The sequence below is a fragment of the Pseudomonas uvaldensis genome (assembly GCF_021271205.1).
GTDB classification, from domain to species: Bacteria; Pseudomonadota; Gammaproteobacteria; order Pseudomonadales; family Pseudomonadaceae; genus Aquipseudomonas; species Aquipseudomonas uvaldensis.
Genome location: NZ_JAIWKS010000009.1, coordinates 134,796 through 157,902, shown reverse-complemented (window position 1 = coordinate 157,902; position 23,107 = coordinate 134,796). Strand labels below are relative to the sequence as shown.

Genomic DNA, 23,107 nt, shown 5'->3' with positions numbered 1-23,107 from the left:
AATTAGCCAGCGATCTGACCAACGAACGGGTTCGCAAAGGTGAAGAACAGAGCGATACCAACACCGATCATGGTTACGGCGTCGAGCAGACCGGCAACGATGAACATTTTGACTTGCAGCATTGGAACCATTTCTGGCTGACGCGCAGCGCCTTCCAGGAACTTGCCGCCCAGCAGGCCGAAACCAATTGCGGTACCCAGTGCGCCCAGGCCGATCAACAGTGCAACAGCGATAGCGGTTAGACCAACTACAGTTTCCATCTTTCCTCCCGACTTTTACGTCGTATGGTTTAGGTTTTTTTAATTTAAAGCGGTAAAACAAATCGTTTCATCGTGGCCTGTTCGGGCCCCCTCCCGTTTGACCGGGAAGGACATCAGACTAGTCGAGACTGGCCTTAATGGTTTTCTTCGTGCGCCATCGACAGGTAGACGATGGTCAGCATCATGAAGATGAACGCCTGCAGGGTGATGATCAGGATGTGGAACACAGCCCACGCCCACTGCAGCGCTACGCCCAGGCCGCTGAGCCAGAGCAGGCCGCTGCCGAACATCACAGCGATCAGGATGAACACCAGCTCGCCGGCATACATGTTGCCGAACAGACGCAGGGCCAGAGAGATTGGCTTGGCGATCAGGGTCACGAATTCCAGCAGGAAGTTCACCGGGATCAGCAGGGCCTGAACGAGGATGTTCTTGCTGCCGAACGGATGCAGGGTCAGCTCGCCGATGAAGCCGCCGATGCCCTTGACCTTGATGCTGTAGAAAATGATCAGTGCGAAAACCGAGAACGCCATGCCCAGGGTCGCGTTCGGGTCGGTGGTCGACACGGCGCGGAACGGAATGTGGTCGTCGCCGGAGATCAGGATGGCCAGTTGAGGAATCCAGTCGACCGGGATCAGGTCGATGGCGTTCATCAGGAACACCCAGACGAAGATGGTCAGTGCCAGCGGCGCGATTACCGGGCTACGACCGTGGAAGCTGTCCTTCACGCTGCCGTCGACGAACTCGACCAGGACTTCAACGAAGTTCTGCAAGGCGCCGGGCTGACCAGAAGTCGCCTTTTTCGCCGCCATGCGGAACAGGAAAACGAAGATCAGGCCCAATGCGATCGACCAGCCGAGGGTATCGACGTGGAAAGCCCAGAAACCCATCTCCTTGGCTTCTGCTGCGGAGTGGGCAAAGCCCCAGCCGCCGTTGGGTAGCTGACCGAAGGTCAGGTTCTGCAAGTGGTGCTGGATATAGCCCGAAGCGGTTGTCTCTGCCATGGTTGCCTCAAACGCCCTAAGGTCTCGAAAGTCTTGTTCTCATTAGCAGGGGAGCGAACCAGCTGACCAGTTGGGTCAGCACGAACACGCCGAATACAGCCAGCGGCGCCAGTGGCTTCACACCTGCGAACGTCAGTGCAAAGAGCACTGCCGTCAAAATCAGTTTCCCCGCCTCGCCGGCATAAAAAGACCGGACGATAGCCTGGGCTGCTCGGGCGCCGGAAAACCGAAATGCCCTGTGAGCAAAGTAAATATTGGGAAGCAAGGCTATCAGGCCTCCGCAAAGACCTGAGTATCCGGCGACGACTCCCTTCCATTGCCAGAGCGCCAAGGTGGCGATCAGTACAACGACGAACTGGGCCATCAAGACCGGGAAAACTGCCAGACGATGGAACGGCAAGCGGTTTGGCGTGCGGGTTTCCATCGCTTTTGCTCTCCAAGGGTCGGCTGCCTGAAATCAATAACTTGGCATAATTTGTGCCGACAAAATGCGCGCAGAGTATAGGGGCGGTTCTGCCCCTATTCAACTGCTGGGTAGTGATTTCCGACTGCGCGCTACAAGAGCAATTGTTTCAGCGAATGTGTGCAAGGACCCCTTGCAACTCATCGAGGGAGTTATAGCCGATCACCAACTGCCCCTTGCCCTTCTTGCCGTGGCGAATCTGCACCGCAGAGCCCAGGCGCTCGGCCAGGCGCTGTTCCAGGCGAGCGATATCCGGGTCGGGTTTGGGGGCTTCGACAGGAGCCGGCTTACCATTGAGCCATTGCCGAACCAGTGCCTCAGTCTGGCGCACGGTAAGACCTCGTGCGACAACATGTCGCGCCCCTTCAACCTGTTGATTTTCCGGCAAACCGAGCAAGGCCCGGGCATGACCCATTTCCAGGTCGCCATGGGACAGCATGGTCTTGATGACTTCCGGCAACGCAATCAAACGCAACAGGTTGGCCACGGTCACGCGAGACTTGCCCACCGCCTCGGCAACCTGCTGCTGAGTCAGCTGGAACTCCTGCTGCAACCGCTGCAGGGCCACCGCCTCCTCGATCGGGTTGAGGTCTTCGCGCTGGATGTTCTCGATCAGCGCCATGGCAATGGCGGTTTCATCCGGCACATCGCGCACCATTGCCGGAATGGTTTCCTGACCGGCCTGCTGGCTGGCGCGCCAGCGGCGTTCGCCGGCAATGATCTCGAAACGACCGCTGCCGATGGGACGCACCACAATCGGCTGCATTACACCCTGGTTCCTGATCGACTGAGCCAGCTCTTCCAACGCCTGCGGATCCATGTCCCGGCGCGGCTGGTATTTGCCCCGCTGGATCAGGTCCAGCGGCAGATGCTGCAGCTCGCGCTGGTCGGCCCGCACGGCCTGTTCTTCCAGCGCACTGACGGTGGGACCGCTGAGCAGCGCGTCCAGTCCACGTCCGAGACCACGTTTCTTGACGGCCATGGGGTTTCCTTAAGTTGGCTGGGCGGCAGCGGTGCGTGGGTTACGGCGCTGACGGCGAACCATCTCGCCCGCCAGGGCCAGGTAGGCCAGCGCACCACGGGATTGTTTGTCGTAGGCCAGGGCCGGCATGCCGTAGCTCGGCGCTTCGGCCAGACGGATGTTACGCGGAATGACCGTGTCGTAGAGTTGCTCGCCGAAATGCTCCTTGAGCTGGACCGACACGTCGTTCATCAGGCTCAGGCGCGGGTCGTACATGGTGCGCAACAGGCCTTCGACTTTCAGGTCAGGGTTCAGCAACTCGGAAATGCGCTTGATGTTATCCACAAGGTCGCTCAACCCTTCCAGGGCGAAGTACTCGCACTGCATGGGGATAATGACCCCATCGGCGGCCACCAGGGCATTCAAGGTGAGCATCGACAACGACGGCGGGCAGTCGATCAGGATGTAGTCGTAGTTTTCCCGGATCGGCGCCAAAGCACTGCGCAGACGGCTTTCCTTCATCTGCATTTCCAGCAGCACCACTTCGGCGGCCGTCAGGTCACGGTTGGCCGGCAGCAGTTGATAACCGCCATGCTCGGAGAAATGCATGGCCTGGCCCAGATCGCATTCACCGATCAGAACGTCGTAGATGGAGTTTTCCAGGCCATGTTTATCCACACCGCTGCCCATGGTGGCGTTGCCCTGTGGATCAAGATCGATCAACAGCACCCGGCGCTTGGTCGCGACCAGGGATGCTGCGAGGTTGATGCAGGTGGTGGTCTTGCCCACACCACCTTTCTGGTTCGCTATCGCGAATACCTTAGCCATTCTTGCTTGTATTCCCAATCATGCCGTGCGGCGCAGTATCAGCAGATGGCGTTGGCCTTGGCAACCGGGTACGGCCAGGGCGTGTTCGCTATCGAGGTGAAAATCTGCCGGCAATGCTACCAGCTCATCGGCCGGATGGACGCCCTTCATTGCCAGCCATCGCGTATTGGCGTCGCCCAGGTGGCGAGTCCAGTTGCTGAAGTTCTCCATACTGCTGAATGCACGGGAAATGATCCCGTTGAAAGGTTGTGCAGGCTGGAACGCTTCTACGCGACTGTGGATAACTTGCAGGTTATCCAATTTGAGTTCGAGTTTGACCTGGGTCAGGAAGCGGGTCTTCTTGCCGTTGCTGTCCAGGCAGGTGACTTGCGCGTCCGGAAACAGGATCGCCAACGGGATACCCGGCATGCCTCCACCGCTGCCTACATCGAGCCAGCGACCGTTTTCGATGAAGGACATCACGCTGAGGCTGTCGAGCAGGTGGCGCGAAACCATTTCGTCCGGATCACGGACTGCGGTCAGGTTGTACGCCTTGTTCCATTTGATCAACAGCGCCAGATAACCCAGCAGTTGTGCATGCTGGGCTTCGCTCAGGCTGACCCCGAGCTGGCGGGCACCTGTGGATAACTCTTCGGCGTGTTGCGAGGTGACCATCGAACTCAAGCGCTTTGCTCCAACTGACGGCCCGCGCCGCGTTTTTTCAAATGAATCATCAACAGGGAAATCGCCGCTGGCGTAACGCCGGGAATGCGCGAGGCCTGGCCCAGGGTTTCCGGACGGGTTGCACCGAGCTTGCTCTGGATTTCCTTCGACAACCCGGAAATGCCGGTGTAATCGATATCCACAGGCAGCTTGGTGTCTTCACTGGCGCGCAGACGGGCGATTTCGTCTTGCTGACGGTCGATGTAACCGGCGTACTTGGTTTTGATCTCGACCTGTTCGGCCACTTGTGGATCTTCCGCTCCCTGGCCGGTCACTTCCACCAACCCGACATAATCGATTTCCGGGCGGCTCAAGAGGTTAAGCAAGTTGTACTCGTGGGTCAGCGGCGTGCCGAATTTCGCCGCGATGGCATCGCCCTGCTCGGTACCGGGACGAACCCAGGTGCTTTTCAGGCGCTGCTCTTCCAGTTCGATGCTTTCACGTTTCTTGCAGTACGCCGCCCAACGCACATCATCTACCAGCCCCAGCTCACGACCTTTCTCGGTCAGGCGCAGGTCGGCGTTGTCTTCGCGAAGGATCAGGCGATATTCGGCGCGGGATGTGAACATCCGATACGGTTCCTGGGTACCCAGGGTAATCAGGTCGTCCACCAACACACCGATGTATGCCTCATCGCGGCGTGGGCACCAGCTGTCCTTGCCCTGGGCGCGCAGTGCCGCGTTGGCACCGGCCAACAACCCTTGGGCGCCGGCCTCTTCGTAACCGGTGGTGCCATTGATTTGCCCGGCGAAGAACAGGCCGCCAATGACCTTGGTTTCCAGGCTGTACTTCAGGTCACGCGGATCGAAGTAGTCGTACTCGATGGCGTAGCCCGGGCGAACGATGTGAGCGTTTTCCATGCCGCGAATCGATTGCACGATCTGCAATTGCACATCGAATGGCAGGGAAGTTGAGATTCCGTTCGGATACAGCTCGTGGGTCGTCAGGCCTTCGGGCTCGATGAAGACCTGGTGGCTTTCCTTGTCGGCAAAGCGATGGATCTTGTCTTCGATCGATGGGCAATAACGCGGACCGATGCCTTCGATTTCACCGGCAGCGGAATACATCGGCGAACGATCGAGGTTCGCCGCAATGATTTCATGGGTGCGGGCATTGGTATGGGTGATCCAGCAACTGACTTGCCGTGGATGCTGTTCCTTGCTGCCCATGAACGACATCACGGGGATCGGGGTGTCGCCCGGCTGCTCGGTCATGACCGAGAAATCCACAGAACGGCCGTCGATGCGCGGCGGAGTACCGGTTTTCAATCGACCGACACGCAAGGGTAATTCCCGCAGACGCTGGGCCAGGGCGATGGACGGTGGATCGCCGGCACGGCCGCCGGAATAATTCTGCAACCCAATGTGGATAAGTCCACCGAGGAAGGTTCCGGTGGTCAACACAACGGAATCGGCGAAGAAACGCAGGCCCATTTGAGTCACGACACCCCGGACCTGGTCCTGCTCGACAATCAGGTCATCGGCCGCTTGTTGAAATATCCACAGGTTCGGCTGGTTTTCCAGGATTTCACGGACAGCAGCCTTGTACAGGACCCGGTCTGCCTGGGCGCGGGTAGCGCGAACGGCTGGACCCTTGCGGCTGTTCAATACGCGAAACTGGATACCACCCTTATCGGTTGCCATGGCCATCGCACCGCCGAGGGCGTCGATCTCCTTGACCAAGTGGCTTTTACCGATCCCACCAATGGCAGGGTTGCAGCTCATGGCGCCGAGGGTTTCCACGTTATGCGTCAACAGCAGGGTTTTTGCGCCCATGCGTGCTGATGCAAGTGCTGCCTCGGTACCGGCATGACCGCCGCCGATGACGATCACTTCAAAACGGGAAGGGAAATCCACCACGCACCTCGTGCCTGCTTATTCAGGTAATTCGGAAATAGGTTATGAGTCTGGCCTGGGCGTTTTCTGGACCAGGTCGGCAAGTATAGGGACTTCCCCCTTCCTAAAGAACCCTTTGCACAAAATTTAACCAGCTGTGGAGAACTCGCGGTTAAAAAATTAAAAAAGAGAGAAATTTATAAAACCTTTGTTTTTATGTTTATTCTTACGTCCGCCCCTATCTGTGGATAAACGTACGTAAGCCTTTATTCACCTGATGTACAGAGATCCTGAACCCTGTGGTCATCTACGAATGAAGGGGTTGGATAACCGGTGTAAGCCTGTGGATGAAAATGCCTGTTATCCACAGAGGCCGTTATATCCAGTTTTTAAGGGGGGTTATCAACGGGGCTCAGCGGCAGTTATTCACAGAGCTTAATCCACAGACCGGATGGCATCCGACCACAGGCGAGCCGCCATGAAGGGCAATCGAGGATGAGAAGAGAGGTCGGGCTGCCGCGACAGAATTCGGCGCGCAGCCCGGTTTTTTGAAGAAGGGATTACTTGCCGATGCAGAAGCTGGAGAAGATCCGCCCAAGCAGGTCATCGGAGCTGAAAGCCCCGGTGATTTCACCGAGGAAATGTTGGGCTTGGCGCAGATCTTCAGCCAGCAACTCCCCGGCGCCCGCGCAGTTCAGTTGGGTACGTCCATGTTCCAGGGCTGCGCTGGCATGACGCAATGCCTCGAGATGCCGGCGCCGGGCACTGAAGCTGCTTTCCGAGGTTTGTTCATAGCCCATGCAGGCCTTGAGGTGCTCCCGTAGCAGTTCCAGCCCTTCGCCTGCTGCCTTTGCACTCAGGCTGAGGGTGACGTGGCCATCGTCACTCACTTCGAGCGCTATCGCCTCCCCTGTCAGATCCGCCTTGTTGCGAATCAACGTGACTTTCGCCGGATCCGGTCGGACTTCGAGAAATTCGGGCCACAAGGCGAAGGGATCGGTCGCTTCCGGTGCCGTGGCGTCGACCACCAGCAATACACGGTCTGCCTCGCCAATGGCCTTCAGCGCACGTTCTACCCCAATCTTTTCGACCTGGTCATCGGTATCGCGAAGTCCCGCGGTATCCACAACGTGCAGCGGCATGCCATCGATGTGGATATGTTCGCGCAAGATATCCCGAGTCGTGCCGGCAATCTCAGTGACGATCGCCGCCTCTCGACCGGCCAGGGCGTTAAGCAGGCTCGATTTTCCCGCATTCGGTCGTCCTGCAATCACCACCGTCATGCCGTCACGCAATAAGGCGCCTTGCCCGGCCTCGCGCAAGACTGTGGATAATTCTTCACGGACCTTATCCAGCATGTTGAGGACATGGCCATCAGCAAGAAAGTCGATTTCTTCCTCAGGAAAATCGATTGCCGCCTCGACATAGATCCGCAGGCCGATCAACTGCTCGGTAAGGTTATGCACACGCTGTGAAAAGGCACCCTGCAATGAACGCAAGGCATTGCGCGCAGCCTGTGCAGAACTGGCTTCGATCAGGTCGGCAATCGCTTCAGCCTGGGCCAGGTCGAGTTTGTCGTTGAGGAATGCTCGTTCGCTGAATTCTCCCGGCCTGGCGAGGCGGCAGCCCAGTTCCAGGCAGCGCTTGAGCAACATATCCAGCACGATAGGCCCGCCGTGGCCCTGCAGCTCCAGGACGTCTTCTCCGGTAAAGGAATTCGGTCCAGGGAAATACAAGGCAAGGCCTTCGTCGAGTACTTGTTGGTCATCGCTGAAAAACGGTCCGTAATGAGCGAACCGCGGCTTGAGCTCACGTCCACTGATGGCTTTGGCTGCGACACTGGCCAAAGGCCCTGAGATACGGACGATGCCGACTCCACCTCGTCCCTGGGCAGTGGCAACGGCGGCGATGGTTTCACGAGGTGCGCTCATAAACCTGTATCCAGACAAAAGTGACAGATAGCAAAACGCCCCACGAGGGGGCGTTTTGTGTGGTTATCCACAATGCAAGTTACGCCTCGGCTTTTTTCGTAGCCGATTCGATCTTACGCGTGATGTACCACTGTTGAGTAATGGACAACACGTTGTTCACAACCCAGTACAGCACCAGACCTGCCGGGAACCACAGGAAGAAGAAGGTGAAGATGATCGGCATCATTTTCATGACCTTCGCTTGCATCGGGTCCGGAGGCGTCGGGTTCAACTGCTGCTGGATGAACATGGTGGCGCCCATGATGATCGGCAGGATGAAGAATGGATCCTTGATCGACAGGTCGGTAATCCACAGCATGAACGGCGCCTGACGCATTTCCACGCTTTCCAGCAGAACCCAGTACAGCGCCAGGAATACAGGCATTTGTACGAGAATCGGCAAGCATCCACCCAGCGGGTTGATCTTCTCTTTCTTGTACAGCTCCATCATGGCCTGGGACATTTTCTGACGATCGTCGCCATGTTGCTCTTTCAGAGCGGCCAGTTTCGGAGCCACTGCGCGCATGCGAGCCATCGATTTATAGCTGGCGGCCGACAATGGGAAGAAGATTCCCTTGATCAGCATGGTCAGGAAAATGATCGACCAGCCCCAGTTACCGACGATGCTGTGGATATGTTGCAACAGCCAGAAGATAGGCTGAGCAATGAACCACAGGAAACCGTAGTCCACCGTCAGTTCCAGACCTGGGGACAACTCTTTCAATACGGCCTGGCTTTTCGGACCGGCGTACAGAATGGCACTGGTTTCGACCTTCGCCCCAGGCGCCGCGCTCAATGCCGGGCCGGTGTAGCCGACGATGTAGTTACCCCTGCTGTCCTTACGCGTTTGGACGATATTTGTTTCGCCCTTCTGTGGAATCCAGGCGGTTACGAAATAATGCTGCAGCCAGGCAACCCAGCCACCTTGAACGGTTTCCTTGAGCTGCGCCTTGTCCATGTCCTTCATGGACACTTTCTTGTACGGCTCCGAACTTGTCCACAGGGCAGCACCCAGATAAGTCGCGGTACCGGTGGCGGTGCTGGAAGAAGGATCATCGCTGGCGTCGCGTTTCAGTTGCGCGAACATAGCGCCAGACCACGGTTGGGCGCTCTGGTTGTCGACCAGGTAGGAAACAGTCACGTCATACAGGCCACGTTTCAGAGTGAAACGCTTGATGTAGTTGACGCCGTCCTTGCTGAATTTCAGGTCGACAACCAATTGGTCCTGACCATCAGCCAGTTGATAAGTCTTCTTCTCGGCGGAGTAAACCGGACGACCGGCCGGGTTTGCATCCGGCCCGTTGGTGCCGATCAGGCCACTCTGGGCCAGATAAGTCCGCTCGTTGCCGTTATCGAACAACTGGAACGGGATTTCCGGATGATCCTGACGACGTGGATAAAGCGGCAGCTTCAACTGTGCGATGTCACCACCTTGTGGATCGATTGCCAGCTCGAGCACGTCCGTCTTGACCTGAATGAGGTCTTTGCTTGCAGCCACGGGAGCTTCGGCAGGGGCGCTGGTTTCGCTTGCCGCGCGCGGTATGTCATCACTGCTGGCAGCGTTGTTGCCGGAAGCGGTGTCCGGCAGGCTCGGTGCGGTATTGCTGGCTGCAACATTCTGAGTCGGCAGGGCAGCCTGGCCATAGTCCTGGTTCCATTTAAGAACCATGACGTAAGACACGATTGCCAGGGCGACGATCAGGATCGTGCGTTTGATATCCATGATTACTCGGCCATCGAAGAAGAACGGGAGGTAGGGATAGGCGGAACCGGGTCGTAGCCGCCGGGATTCCACGGATGACAGCGACCTAAACGACGAAAGGTCAGCCAGCCACCGCGCAAAAGGCCATGGTTTTCTATGGCTTCATACGCGTAGCAGGAACAACTGGGGTAAAAACGACAGTGACTGGCCATTAGGGGACTAATGGCGTAGCGGTAAAACTGGATCGGAACGAGTGCCAGTTTACGCATCGGGACTGTCTACCCCTACAGTTTCGGTATTGGGCGCAGGAGCGGGCTTGTTACGCGCCAGACGCTTCCAGAGCTTGCCGAAGTGCTGAATCAATTCGGGGTTTTCTACGTCACCCAAACCTTTGCGTGCGACGATAACGATGTCCCAGCCGACCAGTGAATCCTGGTTCAGGCGAAACGATTCGCGCATCAGACGTTTGAGGCGATTGCGCTGCACAGAGAGCTTGACGCTCTTTTTCCCGATAACCAGCCCTAATCGGGGGTAATCGAGATCGTTGCTGCGTGCAAGGAGCAGGAGATTTTTCCCCGGAACCTTACCGGTAGGGGAGTCAAAGACTGCCTTGAAATGCCGGGGTGTAAGCAGACGCTTTTCCCGACTGAAGTCCTGACTCACCTCCAATGCCGGATTATCAAACTGCCAGACGTGCGCGACCTTTGGCGCGGCGACGCGACAGGACGGCACGACCGTTCTTGGTAGCCATGCGAGCACGGAAACCGTGGGTACGAGCGCGTTTGATAGTGCTTGGTTGGAAAGTACGTTTCATGTCGTGTTACCTGGTTCGTCCACAACGGGCCGGAATGGCCCCTGTTTTAAGAGACCGGGGATTCTAGAGAAAGCAAGACCCTAGGTCAATTTCCAACCAACGTTTCCTTTAAATAGATGAGAGCCGGCGAATCGGTTCGCAAAGCCACCGCTCACAGATATAAAAAGAAGGGAATTATTTAAAGCTTTTTTGTGAAGCTTATAAAGGCAAGGCTGGCAGGTATCTGTGGATAACTAACCTCAGCCCTTATGGTGCGTGGCGTAGAGAGAATGACAACTACAAGGGAAAGCCGTGATCAGCCTGTGCTGCGCTGTCGGATAAGCTGTGTGCGGAATGAGTGGTTATCCACAGGCCGGTTATCCACTGGGATTCGAGGGGACTTTTCCAACGCCCTGAAGCCTGGTTATCCACAGGGCTTATCCACCGACCGTTTGTCACCTTTTTTATGGTTAAGGCTTTGATAATTCCTTGGAGGATGTGCCACCTGCGTGTGGATAAGTGAACGCCTGCTCGCTACAATGGCCGCTTGTTTTTGCCTCACCGGCTTTCAACTTAGGGGATATCCGTGTCAGTGGAACTTTGGCAGCAGTGCGTGGAGCTTTTGCGCGATGAGCTGCCTGCCCAACAATTCAACACTTGGATCCGTCCACTACAGGTCGAAGCCGAAGGCGACGAGTTGCGCGTCTATGCTCCGAACCGTTTCGTCCTCGACTGGGTCAATGAAAAGTACCTGGGGCGGGTCCTGGAACTGCTCGACGAGCATGGCAATGGCATGGCGCCTGCCCTATCCTTATTGATAGGCAGCAAGCGCAGCTCAGCGCCGCGGGCTGCGCCCAATGCGCCGTTGGCGGCGGCGGCCTCTCAGGCCCAGGCAGCCGCGGCGCCGGTCAACCATGCCGCTCCTGCCCCAACTGCCCCGACGCCTGCGCCGAGCAAACGCAATGCACAAAAGGTGGAAGAGGTCAGCGAGGAGCCTTCGCGCGATAGTTTCGACCCTATGGCCGGCGCCAGCTCCCAGCAGGCACCGGTGCGTTCCGAACAACGCACCGTCCAGGTCGAAGGTGCGCTCAAGCACACCAGCTACCTGAACCGGACGTTCACCTTCGAGAACTTTGTCGAAGGTAAATCCAACCAGCTGGCCCGGGCGGCCGCCTGGCAGGTCGCGGATAACCCCAAGCATGGCTATAACCCGCTGTTCCTTTATGGCGGTGTGGGCCTGGGTAAAACCCACTTGATGCACGCTGTGGGTAACCACTTATTAAAGAAGAACCCGAATGCCAAGGTCGTGTACCTGCATTCCGAGCGCTTCGTGGCCGACATGGTCAAGGCCTTGCAACTGAACGCGATCAACGAATTCAAGCGTTTCTACCGGTCGGTGGACGCCTTGCTGATCGACGACATCCAGTTCTTCGCTCGCAAGGAACGTTCCCAGGAAGAGTTTTTCCACACCTTCAACGCACTGCTCGAGGGCGGGCAGCAGGTGATTCTTACCAGTGACCGTTACCCGAAGGAAATCGAAGGCCTGGAAGAGCGCCTGAAATCCCGATTCGGCTGGGGTCTGACGGTGGCTGTCGAGCCGCCCGAGTTGGAAACCCGTGTGGCGATCCTGATGAAGAAGGCCGATCAGGCCAAGGTCGAACTGCCACACGATGCTGCGTTCTTCATTGCCCAGCGTATCCGTTCGAACGTGCGCGAACTCGAAGGCGCCCTCAAGCGGGTGATCGCTCATTCGCACTTTATGGGTCGCGACATCACCATCGAGCTGATTCGTGAGTCCTTGAAAGACCTTTTGGCCCTTCAGGACAAATTAGTGTCTGTGGATAACATCCAGAGAACTGTAGCTGAATACTACAAAATCAAGATATCCGACCTGTTATCCAAGCGCCGCTCGCGTTCGGTAGCTCGTCCACGTCAGGTGGCCATGGCCTTGTCCAAGGAACTGACCAACCACAGTCTGCCGGAAATCGGCGATGTGTTTGGTGGACGCGACCACACCACGGTGCTGCACGCCTGCCGCAAGATCAACGAACTTAAGGAATCCGACGCGGACATCCGCGAGGACTACAAGAACCTGCTGCGTACACTGACCACTTGATGACCAGCGCAGCTTATTAAGGCAAGGGACTAGACCATGCATTTCACCATTCAACGCGAAGCCCTGTTGAAACCCCTGCAACTGGTCGCGGGCGTCGTCGAACGCCGCCAGACCTTGCCGGTACTTTCCAACGTGCTGCTGGTTGTCGAAGGCCAGCAGCTGTCGCTGACCGGTACCGACCTGGAAGTCGAGCTGGTGGGGCGTGTGCAACTTGAAGAGCCGGCCGATCCGGGCTCCATCACGGTGCCGGCCCGCAAGCTGATGGACATCTGCAAGAGCCTGCCTAACGACGCGCTGATTGACATCAAGGTCGATGAGCAGAAGCTGGTGGTCAAGGCCGGTCGCAGCCGCTTTACCCTGTCCACCCTGCCGGCCAATGATTTCCCAACAGTGGAAGAAGGCCCGGGCTCGCTGACCTGCAGCCTCGAGCAAAGCAAATTGCGCCGCCTGATCGAGCGCACAAGCTTCGCCATGGCCCAGCAGGACGTGCGCTACTACCTCAACGGCATGCTGCTGGAGGTGTCCGCCGGTGTGATCCGCGCCGTCGCCACCGACGGGCACCGCCTGGCCATGTGCTCGATGCAGGCCGATATCGGTCAGCCGGATCGGCACCAAGTGATCGTGCCGCGCAAAGGTATTCTGGAATTGGCGCGCCTGCTGACCGAGCCGGACGGCAACGTCAGCATCGTCCTGGGTCAGCACCATATCCGTGCGACCACCGGTGAGTTCACCTTTACATCGAAACTGGTGGACGGCAAATTCCCGGATTATGAGCGCGTTCTGCCTAAGGGCGGCGACAAACTGGTACTGGGTGATCGCCAGGCGTTGCGCGAAGCCTTCAGTCGTACCGCTATTTTATCCAACGAGAAGTACCGCGGCATTCGTCTGCAGTTGGCCAACGGTCAACTGAAAATCCAGGCGAACAACCCGGAACAGGAAGAAGCGGAAGAGGAAGTGGGCGTCGACTACAACGGGGGCTCCCTGGAAATCGGCTTCAACGTCAGCTACCTGCTTGACGTACTGGGCGTTATGACCACCGAACAGGTTCGCCTGATCCTGTCGGACTCCAACAGCAGTGCGCTGCTGCAGGAGTCCGATAACGACGATTCGGCTTACGTTGTCATGCCGATGCGTCTGTAATCAGCTAGATGTCCCTGAGTCGCGTCTCGGTCACCGCGGTGCGCAATCTGCACCCGGTGACCTTCTCCCCCTCCCCCCGCATCAATATTCTTTGCGGCGCTAATGGCAGCGGCAAAACCAGCGTCCTGGAAGCTGTTCATCTGCTGGGACTTGCCCGATCGTTTCGCAGCACCCGCCTGTCACCTGTCATCCAACACGATCAGTTGGCCTGTACGGTGTTCGGACAGGTAGAGCTGGCTGAAGGGGGTCATAGTGCGTTGGGGATTTCACGGGACCGGCAAGGGGAGTTCCAGATACGTATCGATGGGCAGAACGCCCGCAGCGCTGCGCAACTGGCCGAGATTCTGCCGTTGCAATTGATCAATCCAGACAGCTTCCGCCTGCTGGAGGGTGCCCCGAAGATTCGCCGGCAGTTCCTCGATTGGGGGGTGTTCCATGTGGAGCCGCGTTTCATGGCAACCTGGCAGCGCTTGCAGAAGGCGCTGCGCCAGCGAAACTCTTGGCTTCGGCATGGTACACTTGACGCCGTTTCGCAAGCGGTTTGGGACAGGGAACTGTGCCAGGCCAGCGCTGAAATCGATGAATACCGCCGCGCTTATATCAAAGCCCTGAAACCGGTCTTCGAGCAGACCTTGAGCGAACTGGTTGAGCTCGAGGGCCTGACGCTCAGCTATTACCGGGGCTGGGACAAAGACCGGGAGCTGAGCGCCGTACTGGCTGGCTCGCTGCAACGTGATCAGCAGATGGGCCATACCCAGGCTGGGCCACAACGCGCTGACTTGCGCCTTCGATTGGGCGCCCACAACGCCGCGGACATCTTGTCCCGGGGGCAACAGAAGTTGGTGGTGTGTGCCTTGCGTATTGCCCAGGGACACCTGGTCAGCCAGGCTCGCCGCGGCCAGTGTATTTATCTGGTGGATGACCTGCCGTCCGAGTTGGACGAGGCCCACCGTCGAGCGCTTTGCCGTTTGCTGGAAGACTTACGCTGCCAGGTGTTCATTACCTGTGTAGACCACGAATTACTGAGGGAAGGCTGGCAGACGGAAACGCCAGTCGCCCTGTTCCACGTGGAACAGGGCCGTATCACCCAGACCCACGACCATCGGGAGTGAAGGCATTGAGCGAAGAAAATACGTACGACTCAACGAGCATTAAAGTGCTTAAAGGCCTGGATGCCGTACGCAAACGTCCCGGTATGTACATTGGTGACACCGACGATGGCAGCGGTCTGCATCACATGGTGTTCGAGGTGGTCGACAACTCCATCGACGAAGCCCTCGCCGGCTATTGCGACGATATCAGCGTCATCATCCACCCGGACGAATCCATCACCGTTCGCGACAACGGCCGTGGCATCCCGGTAGACGTACACAAGGAGGAAGGCGTTTCCGCCGCCGAGGTCATCATGACCGTCCTCCACGCAGGCGGTAAGTTCGACGATAACTCCTACAAGGTATCCGGCGGGCTGCACGGCGTGGGTGTCTCGGTAGTGAACGCCCTGTCCGAAGAGCTTGTCCTCACGGTTCGCCGCAGCGGCAAGATCTGGGAACAGACCTACGTCCACGGCGTGCCCCAGGCACCGATGGCAATCGTTGGCGACAGCGAAACCACCGGTACCCAGATCCACTTCAAGGCTTCCAGCGAAACCTTCAAGAACATCCATTTCAGCTGGGACATCCTGGCCAAACGGATTCGTGAACTGTCCTTCCTGAACTCCGGTGTCGGTATCGTCCTCAAGGACGAGCGCAGCGGCAAGGAAGAGCTGTTCAAGTACGAAGGTGGCCTGCGTGCGTTCGTCGAATACCTGAACACCAACAAGAATGCGGTCAACCAGGTGTTCCACTTCAATGTCCAGCGCGACGACGGCATCGGCGTGGAAATCGCCCTGCAGTGGAACGACAGCTTCAACGAGAACCTGTTGTGCTTCACCAACAACATCCCGCAGCGTGACGGCGGTACTCACCTGGTGGGCTTCCGTTCCGCGCTGACCCGTAACCTTAACAACTACATCGAACAGGAAGGCCTGGCGAAGAAGCATAAAGTCGCCACCACGGGTGATGATGCCCGCGAAGGCCTGACGGCGATCATTTCGGTGAAGGTGCCGGATCCCAAGTTCAGCTCCCAGACCAAGGACAAGCTGGTTTCTTCCGAAGTGAAGACGGCGGTCGAACAGGAAATGGGCAAGTACTTCTCCGATTTCCTGCTGGAAAATCCGAACGAAGCCAAGCTGGTGGTCGGCAAGATGATCGACGCCGCCCGTGCCCGTGAAGCGGCGCGCAAGGCGCGTGAAATGACCCGCCGCAAAGGTGCGCTGGACATCGCCGGTCTACCGGGCAAACTGGCTGACTGCCAGGAAAAAGACCCTGCCCTGTCCGAACTGTACCTCGTGGAAGGTGACTCCGCCGGTGGCTCCGCCAAGCAAGGTCGCAACCGCCGGACCCAGGCCATCCTGCCGCTCAAGGGCAAGATCCTGAACGTCGAGAAGGCACGCTTCGACAAGATGATTTCCTCCGCTGAGGTCGGCACGCTCATCACTGCGCTGGGCTGCGGCATTGGCCGCGAAGAGTACAACATCGATAAGCTGCGCTATCACAACATCATTATCATGACCGACGCCGACGTCGACGGTTCGCACATTCGTACCCTGCTGCTGACGTTCTTCTTCCGTCAGTTGCCGGAGCTGATCGAACGTGGCTACATCTACATCGCCCAGCCGCCGCTGTACAAGGTCAAGAAAGGCAAGCAAGAGCAATACATCAAAGACGACGATGCCATGGAAGAGTACATGACGCAGTCGGCCCTGGAAGATGCGAGCCTGCACCTGAACGAAGACGCCCCGGGCATCTCCGGCGAAGCCCTCGAGCGCCTGGTCAACGACTTCCGCCTGGTGATGAAAACCCTCAAGCGTCTGTCGCGTCTTTATCCACAGGAGCTGACCGAGCACTTCATCTACCTGCCGGCCGTCAGCCTGGAGCAACTGTCCGATCATGCAGCGATGCAGGATTGGCTGGCTCAATACGAAACTCGCCTGCGTACCGTCGAGAAGTCTGGTCTGGTCTACAAGGCCAGCCTGCGTGAAGATCGTGAACGTAACGTCTGGCTGCCAGAGGTCGAACTGATCTCCCACGGCCTGTCGAACTACGTCACCTTCAACCGCGACTTCTTCGGCAGCAACGACTACAAGACCGTCGTCTCTCTTGGTGCGCAATTGAGCACGCTGCTGGACGAAGGCGCCTACATCCAGCGTGGCGAGCGCAAGAAGTCCGTGACCGAGTTCAAGGAAGCTCTTGAATGGCTGATGGCCGAAAGTACCAAGCGCCATACCATCCAGCGATACAAAGGACTGGGCGAGATGAACCCGGACCAGCTGTGGGAAACCACCATGGATCCGGGCTCGCGCCGGATGCTCAAAGTCACCATCGAAGACGCCATTGGCGCGGATCAGATCTTCAACACCCTGATGGGTGACGCGGTCGAGCCTCGTCGTGACTTCATCGAGAGCAATGCGTTGGCGGTGTCTAACCTGGATTTCTGATCCTCCTTCGGCGGCACTTCACCTGACAAAAAAAGCCAACGCCCAGCGTTGGCTTTTTTTTACGCCCTGAATAGGTGCTCTCTTCACAGACCCGACGGTCAAAAACCGGGTAACCCGGTAACACCTTGGCACAAAGCCTTCATTCTCAATAGCTTGCATATCGCCGATACCCCCGGAACTACTGGACTTCAGGTTTTTTGGCGTAAAACTTGCGTGCTGAATAAACAACACATCGTTTTTTTAAATTTACAGAAGACGATGGCAAGAGGCGGTACGAATAAATTCAATACCAAGGGTAGTCTCAATGAGTGGTACGCAAGCTTCCAATAATCTGGAGCAAGGGCTAAAGCCCCGTCATGTGACGATGCTCTCCATCGCTGGCGTGATCGGAGCTGGCCTTTTCGTAGGCTCCGGCCACGCTATCGCCGCGGCCGGGCCGGCTGTGCTGTTGGCCTATGCAGCTGCCGGTGCGTTGGTGGTGTTGGTCATGCGCATGCTGGGCGAGATGGCGGTGGCTTCGCCGGATACCGGCTCTTTTTCGACTTACGCTGATCGGGCGATTGGCCGTTGGGCCGGTTTCACCATCGGTTGGCTCTACTGGTGGTTCTGGGTGCTGGTCATTCCATTGGAAGCCAACGCTGCCGCGACCATCCTGCATGCCTGGTTCCCGGACGTGGCCATCTGGGCCTTCACCCTGGTCATCACCCTGCTGCTGACGGTCACCAACCTGTTCAGCGTGAAGAATTACGGCGAGTTCGAGTTCTGGTTCGCCTTGGTCAAGGTCATCGCGATCATTGGTTTCATCGTCTTGGGTGCGATGGCGATCTTTGGCCTGTTGCCCACCAGTCAGGTCAGCGGTGTTTCGCATTTGTTCGATACCCAAGGCTTCCTGCCCAACGGCATGGGCGCGGTGCTGGGGGCCATCCTCACCACGATGTTCTCGTTCATGGGCACCGAGATCGTGACCATCGCGGCGGCTGAATCGAAGAACCCTGGCCAGCAGATTTCCAAGGCTACCAACTCGGTGATCTGGCGGATCGGCTTGTTCTATCTTGTGTCCATCTTCATGGTCGTCGCCTTGGTGCCTTGGAATGACCCGATGCTCGCCAGCGTGGGTTCCTACCAGACGGTGCTTGAGCGCATGGGCATCCCGAATGCCAAGCTGATCGTCGATATCGTGGTGTTGGTCGCGGTCACCAGCTGTCTGAACTCGGCGCTCTACACGGCTTCGCGCATGATGTTCTCGCTGGGCAAGCGCGGCGATGCGCCGGCGGTGTCCCAGCGCACCAACAAGGGCGGCACGCCTTACTGGGCGGTAATGCTCTCTACCGGCGCTGCCTTCCTGACGGTATTCGCCAACTACGTGGCGCCAGCGGCGGTCTTCGAGTTCCTGCTCGCCAGCTCCGGCGCTATTGCCCTGTTGGTGTACCTGGTGATTGCCTTTTCGCAACTGCGCATGCGCAAGCAACGCATGGCGCGTGGGGAGAAAATCGCCTTCAGCATGTGGTTGTTCCCTGGGCTGACCTACGCGGTGATCGTGTTCATCGTCGGGGCGTTGACCATCATGCTGTTCCAGGAAGCCCATCGTGTGGAGATCCTCTCCACCGGTCTGCTCAGCGTGTTGGTCGTAGCGTCCGGGCTGCTGTTGCAGCGTCGTCGGGTCGCAAAGGCCGACAAGGGGCTACAGATGGCCCAGTGAGCTGATTCGCCACGGCTGATCTGACCCGACGAAAAGGCCACGCATTTGCGCTGGCCTTTTCGTTAAGCGTCTTCTAACTCGCCACCGTCGTTTCACTTCCCACCGCCACGCTTTCCAGGCGATACCCATACCCATAAATCGTCAGTAACTGCCAACCGCGATCCGCCGTCAGCCCGAGTTTGTTGCGTAGGCGATAGATATGCGTATCCAGCGGACGGGACGAGGTCATTTCCTCGTGGGTCCAAAAACGTTCATAGAAGTACTCACGGGACAGTGGACGCCCCAGGTTGGAGAAGAGACAGCGGGCCAGGCGATATTCCCGTTCGGTCAGGTTGATGGGGACACCTGCGCGGGTGACGGTCAGTTCGGCGTCGTCGAATGCCAGGTCGTTGAACACCAATACGTCGCTGGCCGGAGCACGTAGCAGGTTGTGGCGGCGCAACACGGCGTTGACCCTGGCCTTGAGTTCGTTGGGTCTGAAGGGTTTGCTCACATAATCATCGGCGCCGGTATTGAGGGCCTGGACGATGTCGTGCTCGCCGTCACGGCTGGTGAGCATGATGGCGGCCGGGGGGGAGTCCATGTGTTCGCGCGTCCAGCGCAGCAGCGACAACCCGCTGATGTCGGGCACCTGCCAGTCGAGGATCAACAGGTCGAACGTCTCCCTACGCAGCTGTCGCAGCAGGTCTTCGCCCCGTTCGAAGCTGTGCAGGGTCCAGGCTTGCTCGCCCCTGCCGGGGATTTGTAGCAGTGTCTGTTCCACCCGGCGCAATTCAGCCGGTTCGTCATCCAGTATGGCGACACGCATGCATGCGATTCCTTGATTTCGAAACTGACGGACATCCTCGGGCGGCCACGCAAGTGGGCTCGGCCTACTGTCGCAGGCTGCGACAATACCGGCTCATGTCGTCTAGGGAAAGGCTGCAGCACGCCACCATCGAGTCCGCTATAGTCTTGGGCTTCGCAGTTTGCCGGTCCCTTGAATCGCCATGAATAAAACCTCCTCCTGTTCCCTTCGTCCTGGGTGTTTATGAGTCATCAGCGCCGCCGGGAAAGCCGTGAACCGACCCAGGCCCAACGTTTGTTTCGGCAGTGGGTGCGGGAATGGTTGTGGATAAGTTTGTTGCTATTGCCGTTGACGGCGTTGTTGTCATTCAGCGCCCAACCGACTCGCAACGGATTCGGTGCGGCGTTGGTGTCGGTCTGCCTGGTGGCCGGTGTGCTGGGGTTGATGCTGCTGCGCCCGCATCTGGCGCTGTGGACGACCGTGGGTGGAATGAGCCTGGCGCTGCTGATCAGCGCCGTGCTGGGAGCCGAGGGTGAATGGTGGTCGCCGTTGGCGAGCGTGCTGGGCATGCTGTTCGGCTACCTGATATGGAACTGGCGGCGCCTGAGCGTGGTGTTGGCTTATTTCGGCTGGGAGCTGGCGCGCCTGGACGCCGAGCCCAAGGTATTCCCGGAGCGCCGTCGGGTGCCGTACACCGGTAGTGATCGCTTACAAAGCCAGATTCTGGCTCTGGAGCAGGCCATGGGCCGGACGCGGGATACTCGCCGCTTCATTGCCGATGGCCTGGAACACCTGCCCGTGGCGACCCTGATCAGCGATCCTCAAGGGCGTATCCTGCTGGGCAACCGAAAGGCGCGCGAGCTCTTCGGTCATGCCCTGGCGGGCGGAGAAGTACTGGAGCAACTGATCCAACTGGGTTACCCGGGGTTGGCGCAGGACTGCTCGCACAGGTTATCCACACTGCCGTTGCTGGAGTTTCGCGATGTGCGCGAGCGCAGCCTGCGCCTGGAGCGTGAACCGCTGTTACCGGTTGACGGCGATGTGCCGATCGGTTGGTTACTCAGTCTCATCGATCTGAGCGCTGAACGTGAAGCCGAGGCGCAGCGCAATATCATGCTGCGCTTCCTGTCCCATGACCTGCGTGCGCCGCACTCGGCGATCCTGGCGCTGCTGGATGTGCAGCGGCATGAGGACGGCGGGGCTCAACCGGTGTTCGAGCAGATCGAGCGTCAGGTACGACGCGCCCTGGCGCTGACCGACGGCTTTGTGCAATTGGCGAGGGCCGAATCGGAGGTCTACCAGTTTCGCCCCACACTGTTCGCGATGCTGATCCTGGATGTGCTTGATCAGGCCCTGCCGCTTGCCCAGGCCAAGCGCATCCAGTTGAGCCACGACATTGACGATGAGGAAGCGATGGTAAGGGCGGACCAGTCCTTGCTGACCCGTGCGCTGTTCAATCTGCTGGAAAATGCCATCAAGTACAGCCCGCCCGCCTCTCGCGTGGTCCTGCAGGTTCGGTGCGCGGAGGGTTGGCTGGGCTGTGAGCTCATCGATCAGGGCAAAGGCATCGGGCCGGAGGAATTGCCGGATCTGTTCAGCCAGTATCGGCGCTTCTCGTCGGCCCACGGAGTGGATGGCATGGGCCTCGGGCTGTCGATGGTCAAGGCCGTGGTGGATCGGCATGAGGGGCGAATCGAATGTCGCAGTGTGGTGGGCGAAGGTACAACGTTCAGCCTGGGTTTGCCGTTGCTGGAGGCCTGAAAAACTTAACCATCGGCAGCACCGGCGCGGTGCTATAAAAAACTTATGCACCTACACCGGTGTTTTATGTGTTTAAGAAATATGTATAAAAAACAGCAAGTTATGCAAAAAATACAACGCTTTCAGAAAAAACGGTACACAGCTTATCCACAGAAATCAGACAGCGATCTGGTCCGTGGCCGCTGATGGTTCCGGGGCGGAAGGCAATGAACCCATTTCCCGCTGTGCCTGTTCATTCCAGGCCTGGACGCGGTCGTTGAGATCGGCAATGGCGCGAGGCCCGCTGCCTTCGGCGTACAGGGGTGCGCCGATCACCACGGTGATGAGTCCTGGCTTCCTGATCCAGCCCGTCTTGGGCCAGAATTTGCCGGCATTGTGTGCAATCGGCAGCACCGGCAGGTTGGCATTGACCGCCAATGCCGAACCACTGCGGGAAAACTTGCCCATCGTTCCATAGGGCACGCGGGTCCCCTCGGGAAAAATCAGCACCCAGACATTGTCCTTGAGCAACTCGTCACCCTTCTTCGCGACAATCTTGAGCGCCGCCTTGGGGTTGTCGCGATCAATGGCGATCGGGCGAAGCATGGCCATGGCCCAGCCGAAAAACGGCACGAACAGCAGTTCACGCTTGAGCACTTGGCTCATAGGCTCGAAATAGGCCGAGAGAAAGAACGTTTCCCAAGTGCTCTGGTGATTGGACTGAATGACACAGGGCCGGTCCGGCACGTTTTCGGCGCCCTTCACTTCATAGCGGATGCCCAGGAACACTTTGCTCAGCCACAGTGCGCAACGGCACCAGTACACGTTGATGAAACGGTAGCGCGCCTTGAACGACATGAAAGGCGCGACAAAAAAACTCAAGGAGCACCACAGCAAGGAACTGGTGCCCAACAGCAGGTAAAAGAGAAAAGATCTGATGGCCTGCGATATCGACATAGCGGCATTTACCGTTGCGGGCAGAGCCCGACTGTTTAAGCGCTTACCCAACCGTCCTTGATCAGGATGCCTTGGGAGCTCTAATTGTGGATAAGTTCAGCGGCAACCGCCGCCAGGTCGTCAAAAATCAAGGTGCCCACCGGTAGGGTCTTGCCCAGAGTCTTTTCGCCTTTCCCGGTCTTTACCAAAACTGGCTGACAATCGACGGCCTTGGCCGCTTCCAGGTCACCGAGGCTATCGCCGACGAACCACACACCCGACAGCGCCACGTCATAATGCGCGGCGATAGCTTTGAGCATGCCCGGCTTGGGCTTGCGACAATCGCAGCCTTCGTCTGGCCCGTGGGGGCAATAGACGATCAACCCGACTTCGCCGCCCTGCTCCGCCACCAGGGCGCGCAAGCGCTCATGCATGGCATCGAGGACCGCGAGGTCATAGTAACCGCGAGCGATGCCCGACTGGTTGGTGGCAACCGCCACCGTCCAGCCGGCCTTGCTCAACTGCGCGATGGCTTCGATCGAGCCAGGGATCGGCAGCCACTCCTCTACCGATTTGATGTAAGCGTCGGAGTCGTGATTGATCACCCCGTCCCGATCGAGAATCAGCAGTTTCAAT

Annotated in this window: 21 protein-coding genes; 6 read left to right on the top strand and 15 right to left on the bottom strand. The window is 58.1% G+C overall.

The features are described from left to right. Positions 1 to 2: 2 nt before the first annotated feature. The 12 genes from atpE to rpmH form a co-directional block, all read right to left on the bottom strand. Positions 3 to 260, bottom strand: coding sequence for a F0F1 ATP synthase subunit C (gene atpE / locus LCU97_RS20530; protein WP_003097235.1), 258 nt, complete (start codon positions 258 to 260; stop codon positions 3 to 5). A 134-nt stretch (positions 261 to 394) separates the two neighbouring features. After that, positions 395 to 1,264 carry a F0F1 ATP synthase subunit A gene (atpB, locus tag LCU97_RS20525; protein ID WP_053149227.1) on the bottom strand — a complete coding sequence of 290 codons (870 nt, stop codon included), beginning with the start codon at positions 1,262 to 1,264 and terminating at the stop codon, positions 395 to 397. Positions 1,265 to 1,280: 16 nt separating this feature from the next. Next, a complete protein-coding gene (locus LCU97_RS20520) occupies positions 1,281 to 1,688 on the bottom strand; it encodes a F0F1 ATP synthase subunit I (protein ID WP_053149230.1) in 408 nt (135 codons plus the stop codon). Between the two features lie 148 nt (positions 1,689 to 1,836). Further along, positions 1,837 to 2,709 (bottom strand): ParB/RepB/Spo0J family partition protein, encoded by an 873-nt coding sequence (locus tag LCU97_RS20515; protein ID WP_053149233.1) that lies wholly within the window; start codon positions 2,707 to 2,709, stop codon positions 1,837 to 1,839. 9 nt (positions 2,710 to 2,718) lie between these two features. Continuing rightward, positions 2,719 to 3,516, bottom strand: coding sequence for a ParA family protein (locus LCU97_RS20510; protein ID WP_024777783.1), 798 nt, complete (start codon positions 3,514 to 3,516; stop codon positions 2,719 to 2,721). A gap of 18 nt (positions 3,517 to 3,534) precedes the next feature. Further along, positions 3,535 to 4,170 carry a 16S rRNA (guanine(527)-N(7))-methyltransferase RsmG gene (gene rsmG, locus LCU97_RS20505; protein ID WP_172679604.1) on the bottom strand — a complete coding sequence of 212 codons (636 nt, stop codon included), beginning with the start codon at positions 4,168 to 4,170 and terminating at the stop codon, positions 3,535 to 3,537. A gap of 5 nt (positions 4,171 to 4,175) precedes the next feature. Beyond that, complete coding sequence (gene mnmG, locus LCU97_RS20500; protein ID WP_053149241.1) at positions 4,176 to 6,074, bottom strand: tRNA uridine-5-carboxymethylaminomethyl(34) synthesis enzyme MnmG; 1,899 nt, start codon at positions 6,072 to 6,074, stop codon at positions 4,176 to 4,178. A 539-nt stretch (positions 6,075 to 6,613) separates the two neighbouring features. Then, positions 6,614 to 7,984, bottom strand: coding sequence for a tRNA uridine-5-carboxymethylaminomethyl(34) synthesis GTPase MnmE (gene mnmE, locus LCU97_RS20495; protein WP_232777603.1), 1,371 nt, complete (start codon positions 7,982 to 7,984; stop codon positions 6,614 to 6,616). A gap of 79 nt (positions 7,985 to 8,063) precedes the next feature. Beyond that, a complete protein-coding gene (gene yidC, locus LCU97_RS20490; protein WP_053149247.1) occupies positions 8,064 to 9,746 on the bottom strand; it encodes a membrane protein insertase YidC in 1,683 nt (560 codons plus the stop codon). A gap of 2 nt (positions 9,747 to 9,748) precedes the next feature. After that, the gene (yidD, locus tag LCU97_RS20485; protein WP_010465488.1) at positions 9,749 to 9,994 is read right to left on the bottom strand and encodes a membrane protein insertion efficiency factor YidD; all 246 of its coding nucleotides are present in this window, start codon (positions 9,992 to 9,994) and stop codon (positions 9,749 to 9,751) included. Next, positions 9,987 to 10,388, bottom strand: a complete 402-nt coding sequence (gene rnpA, locus LCU97_RS20480) for a ribonuclease P protein component (RefSeq protein WP_232777602.1) — start codon at positions 10,386 to 10,388, stop codon at positions 9,987 to 9,989. Before rnpA ends, yidD begins: the two co-directional genes overlap by 8 nt. A 16-nt stretch (positions 10,389 to 10,404) precedes the next feature. Beyond that, positions 10,405 to 10,539 carry a 50S ribosomal protein L34 gene (gene rpmH / locus LCU97_RS20475; protein ID WP_003213577.1) on the bottom strand — a complete coding sequence of 45 codons (135 nt, stop codon included), beginning with the start codon at positions 10,537 to 10,539 and terminating at the stop codon, positions 10,405 to 10,407. A gap of 565 nt (positions 10,540 to 11,104) precedes the next feature. On the opposite strand from rpmH, the gene dnaA reads away from it, so the two are divergent. The 5 genes from dnaA to gabP all read left to right on the top strand — a co-directional run bounded on the left by dnaA (position 11,105) and on the right by gabP (position 19,008). Further along, complete coding sequence (gene dnaA, locus LCU97_RS20470; protein WP_053149250.1) at positions 11,105 to 12,634, top strand: chromosomal replication initiator protein DnaA; 1,530 nt, start codon at positions 11,105 to 11,107, stop codon at positions 12,632 to 12,634. A 36-nt stretch (positions 12,635 to 12,670) separates the two neighbouring features. Beyond that, positions 12,671 to 13,774, top strand: a complete 1,104-nt coding sequence (gene dnaN / locus LCU97_RS20465; RefSeq protein ID WP_053149253.1) for a DNA polymerase III subunit beta — start codon at positions 12,671 to 12,673, stop codon at positions 13,772 to 13,774. Between the two features lie 8 nt (positions 13,775 to 13,782). Continuing rightward, the gene (gene recF / locus LCU97_RS20460; RefSeq protein ID WP_232777601.1) at positions 13,783 to 14,886 is read left to right on the top strand and encodes a DNA replication/repair protein RecF; all 1,104 of its coding nucleotides are present in this window, start codon (positions 13,783 to 13,785) and stop codon (positions 14,884 to 14,886) included. 5 nt (positions 14,887 to 14,891) lie between these two features. Then, positions 14,892 to 17,309, top strand: coding sequence for a DNA topoisomerase (ATP-hydrolyzing) subunit B (gene gyrB / locus LCU97_RS20455; RefSeq protein ID WP_053149259.1), 2,418 nt, complete (start codon positions 14,892 to 14,894; stop codon positions 17,307 to 17,309). A 304-nt stretch (positions 17,310 to 17,613) separates the two neighbouring features. Further along, complete coding sequence (gene gabP, locus LCU97_RS20450; protein ID WP_232777600.1) at positions 17,614 to 19,008, top strand: GABA permease; 1,395 nt, start codon at positions 17,614 to 17,616, stop codon at positions 19,006 to 19,008. Between the two features lie 73 nt (positions 19,009 to 19,081). Here the strand turns inward: gabP and LCU97_RS20445 are convergent, their stop codons facing one another. Continuing rightward, positions 19,082 to 19,816, bottom strand: a complete 735-nt coding sequence (locus tag LCU97_RS20445; protein ID WP_053149265.1) for a response regulator transcription factor — start codon at positions 19,814 to 19,816, stop codon at positions 19,082 to 19,084. A 222-nt stretch (positions 19,817 to 20,038) separates the two neighbouring features. On the opposite strand from LCU97_RS20445, the gene LCU97_RS20440 reads away from it, so the two are divergent. Then, positions 20,039 to 21,556 (top strand): sensor histidine kinase, encoded by a 1,518-nt coding sequence (locus tag LCU97_RS20440; RefSeq protein ID WP_232777599.1) that lies wholly within the window; start codon positions 20,039 to 20,041, stop codon positions 21,554 to 21,556. Positions 21,557 to 21,712: 156 nt separating this feature from the next. Here the strand turns inward: LCU97_RS20440 and LCU97_RS20435 are convergent, their stop codons facing one another. Both LCU97_RS20435 and gmhB read right to left on the bottom strand, forming a co-directional pair. After that, positions 21,713 to 22,492, bottom strand: a complete 780-nt coding sequence (locus LCU97_RS20435; protein WP_053149272.1) for a lysophospholipid acyltransferase family protein — start codon at positions 22,490 to 22,492, stop codon at positions 21,713 to 21,715. Between the two features lie 80 nt (positions 22,493 to 22,572). Beyond that, positions 22,573 to 23,106: a D-glycero-beta-D-manno-heptose 1,7-bisphosphate 7-phosphatase gene (gmhB, locus tag LCU97_RS20430; RefSeq protein WP_232777598.1), complete on the bottom strand. Its 534-nt coding sequence runs from the start codon at positions 23,104 to 23,106 to the stop codon at positions 22,573 to 22,575. Between the last annotated feature and the right edge of the window lies 1 nt (position 23,107).

Bases quoted from the DNA above. Each gene is read 5' to 3' on its own strand.
- atpE (WP_003097235.1), bottom strand. From the start codon at position 260: ATGGAAACTGTAGTTGGTCTAACCGCTATCGCTGTTGCACTGTTGATC.
- atpB (WP_053149227.1), bottom strand. From the start codon at position 1,264: ATGGCAGAGACAACCGCTTCGGGCTATATCCAGCACCACTTGCAGAAC.
- LCU97_RS20520 (WP_053149230.1), bottom strand. From the start codon at position 1,688: ATGGAAACCCGCACGCCAAACCGCTTGCCGTTCCATCGTCTGGCAGTT.
- LCU97_RS20515 (WP_053149233.1), bottom strand. From the start codon at position 2,709: ATGGCCGTCAAGAAACGTGGTCTCGGACGTGGACTGGACGCGCTGCTC.
- LCU97_RS20510 (WP_024777783.1), bottom strand. From the start codon at position 3,516: ATGGCTAAGGTATTCGCGATAGCGAACCAGAAAGGTGGTGTGGGCAAG.
- rsmG (WP_172679604.1), bottom strand. From the start codon at position 4,170: ATGGTCACCTCGCAACACGCCGAAGAGTTATCCACAGGTGCCCGCCAG.
- mnmE (WP_232777603.1), bottom strand. From the start codon at position 7,984: ATGAGCGCACCTCGTGAAACCATCGCCGCCGTTGCCACTGCCCAGGGA.
- yidC (WP_053149247.1), bottom strand. From the start codon at position 9,746: ATGGATATCAAACGCACGATCCTGATCGTCGCCCTGGCAATCGTGTCT.
- yidD (WP_010465488.1), bottom strand. From the start codon at position 9,994: ATGCGTAAACTGGCACTCGTTCCGATCCAGTTTTACCGCTACGCCATT.
- rpmH (WP_003213577.1), bottom strand. From the start codon at position 10,539: ATGAAACGTACTTTCCAACCAAGCACTATCAAACGCGCTCGTACCCAC.
- dnaN (WP_053149253.1), top strand. From the start codon at position 12,671: ATGCATTTCACCATTCAACGCGAAGCCCTGTTGAAACCCCTGCAACTG.
- recF (WP_232777601.1), top strand. From the start codon at position 13,783: ATGTCCCTGAGTCGCGTCTCGGTCACCGCGGTGCGCAATCTGCACCCG.
- gabP (WP_232777600.1), top strand. From the start codon at position 17,614: ATGAGTGGTACGCAAGCTTCCAATAATCTGGAGCAAGGGCTAAAGCCC.
- LCU97_RS20445 (WP_053149265.1), bottom strand. From the start codon at position 19,816: ATGCGTGTCGCCATACTGGATGACGAACCGGCTGAATTGCGCCGGGTG.
- LCU97_RS20440 (WP_232777599.1), top strand. From the start codon at position 20,039: ATGAGTCATCAGCGCCGCCGGGAAAGCCGTGAACCGACCCAGGCCCAA.
- LCU97_RS20435 (WP_053149272.1), bottom strand. From the start codon at position 22,492: ATGTCGATATCGCAGGCCATCAGATCTTTTCTCTTTTACCTGCTGTTG.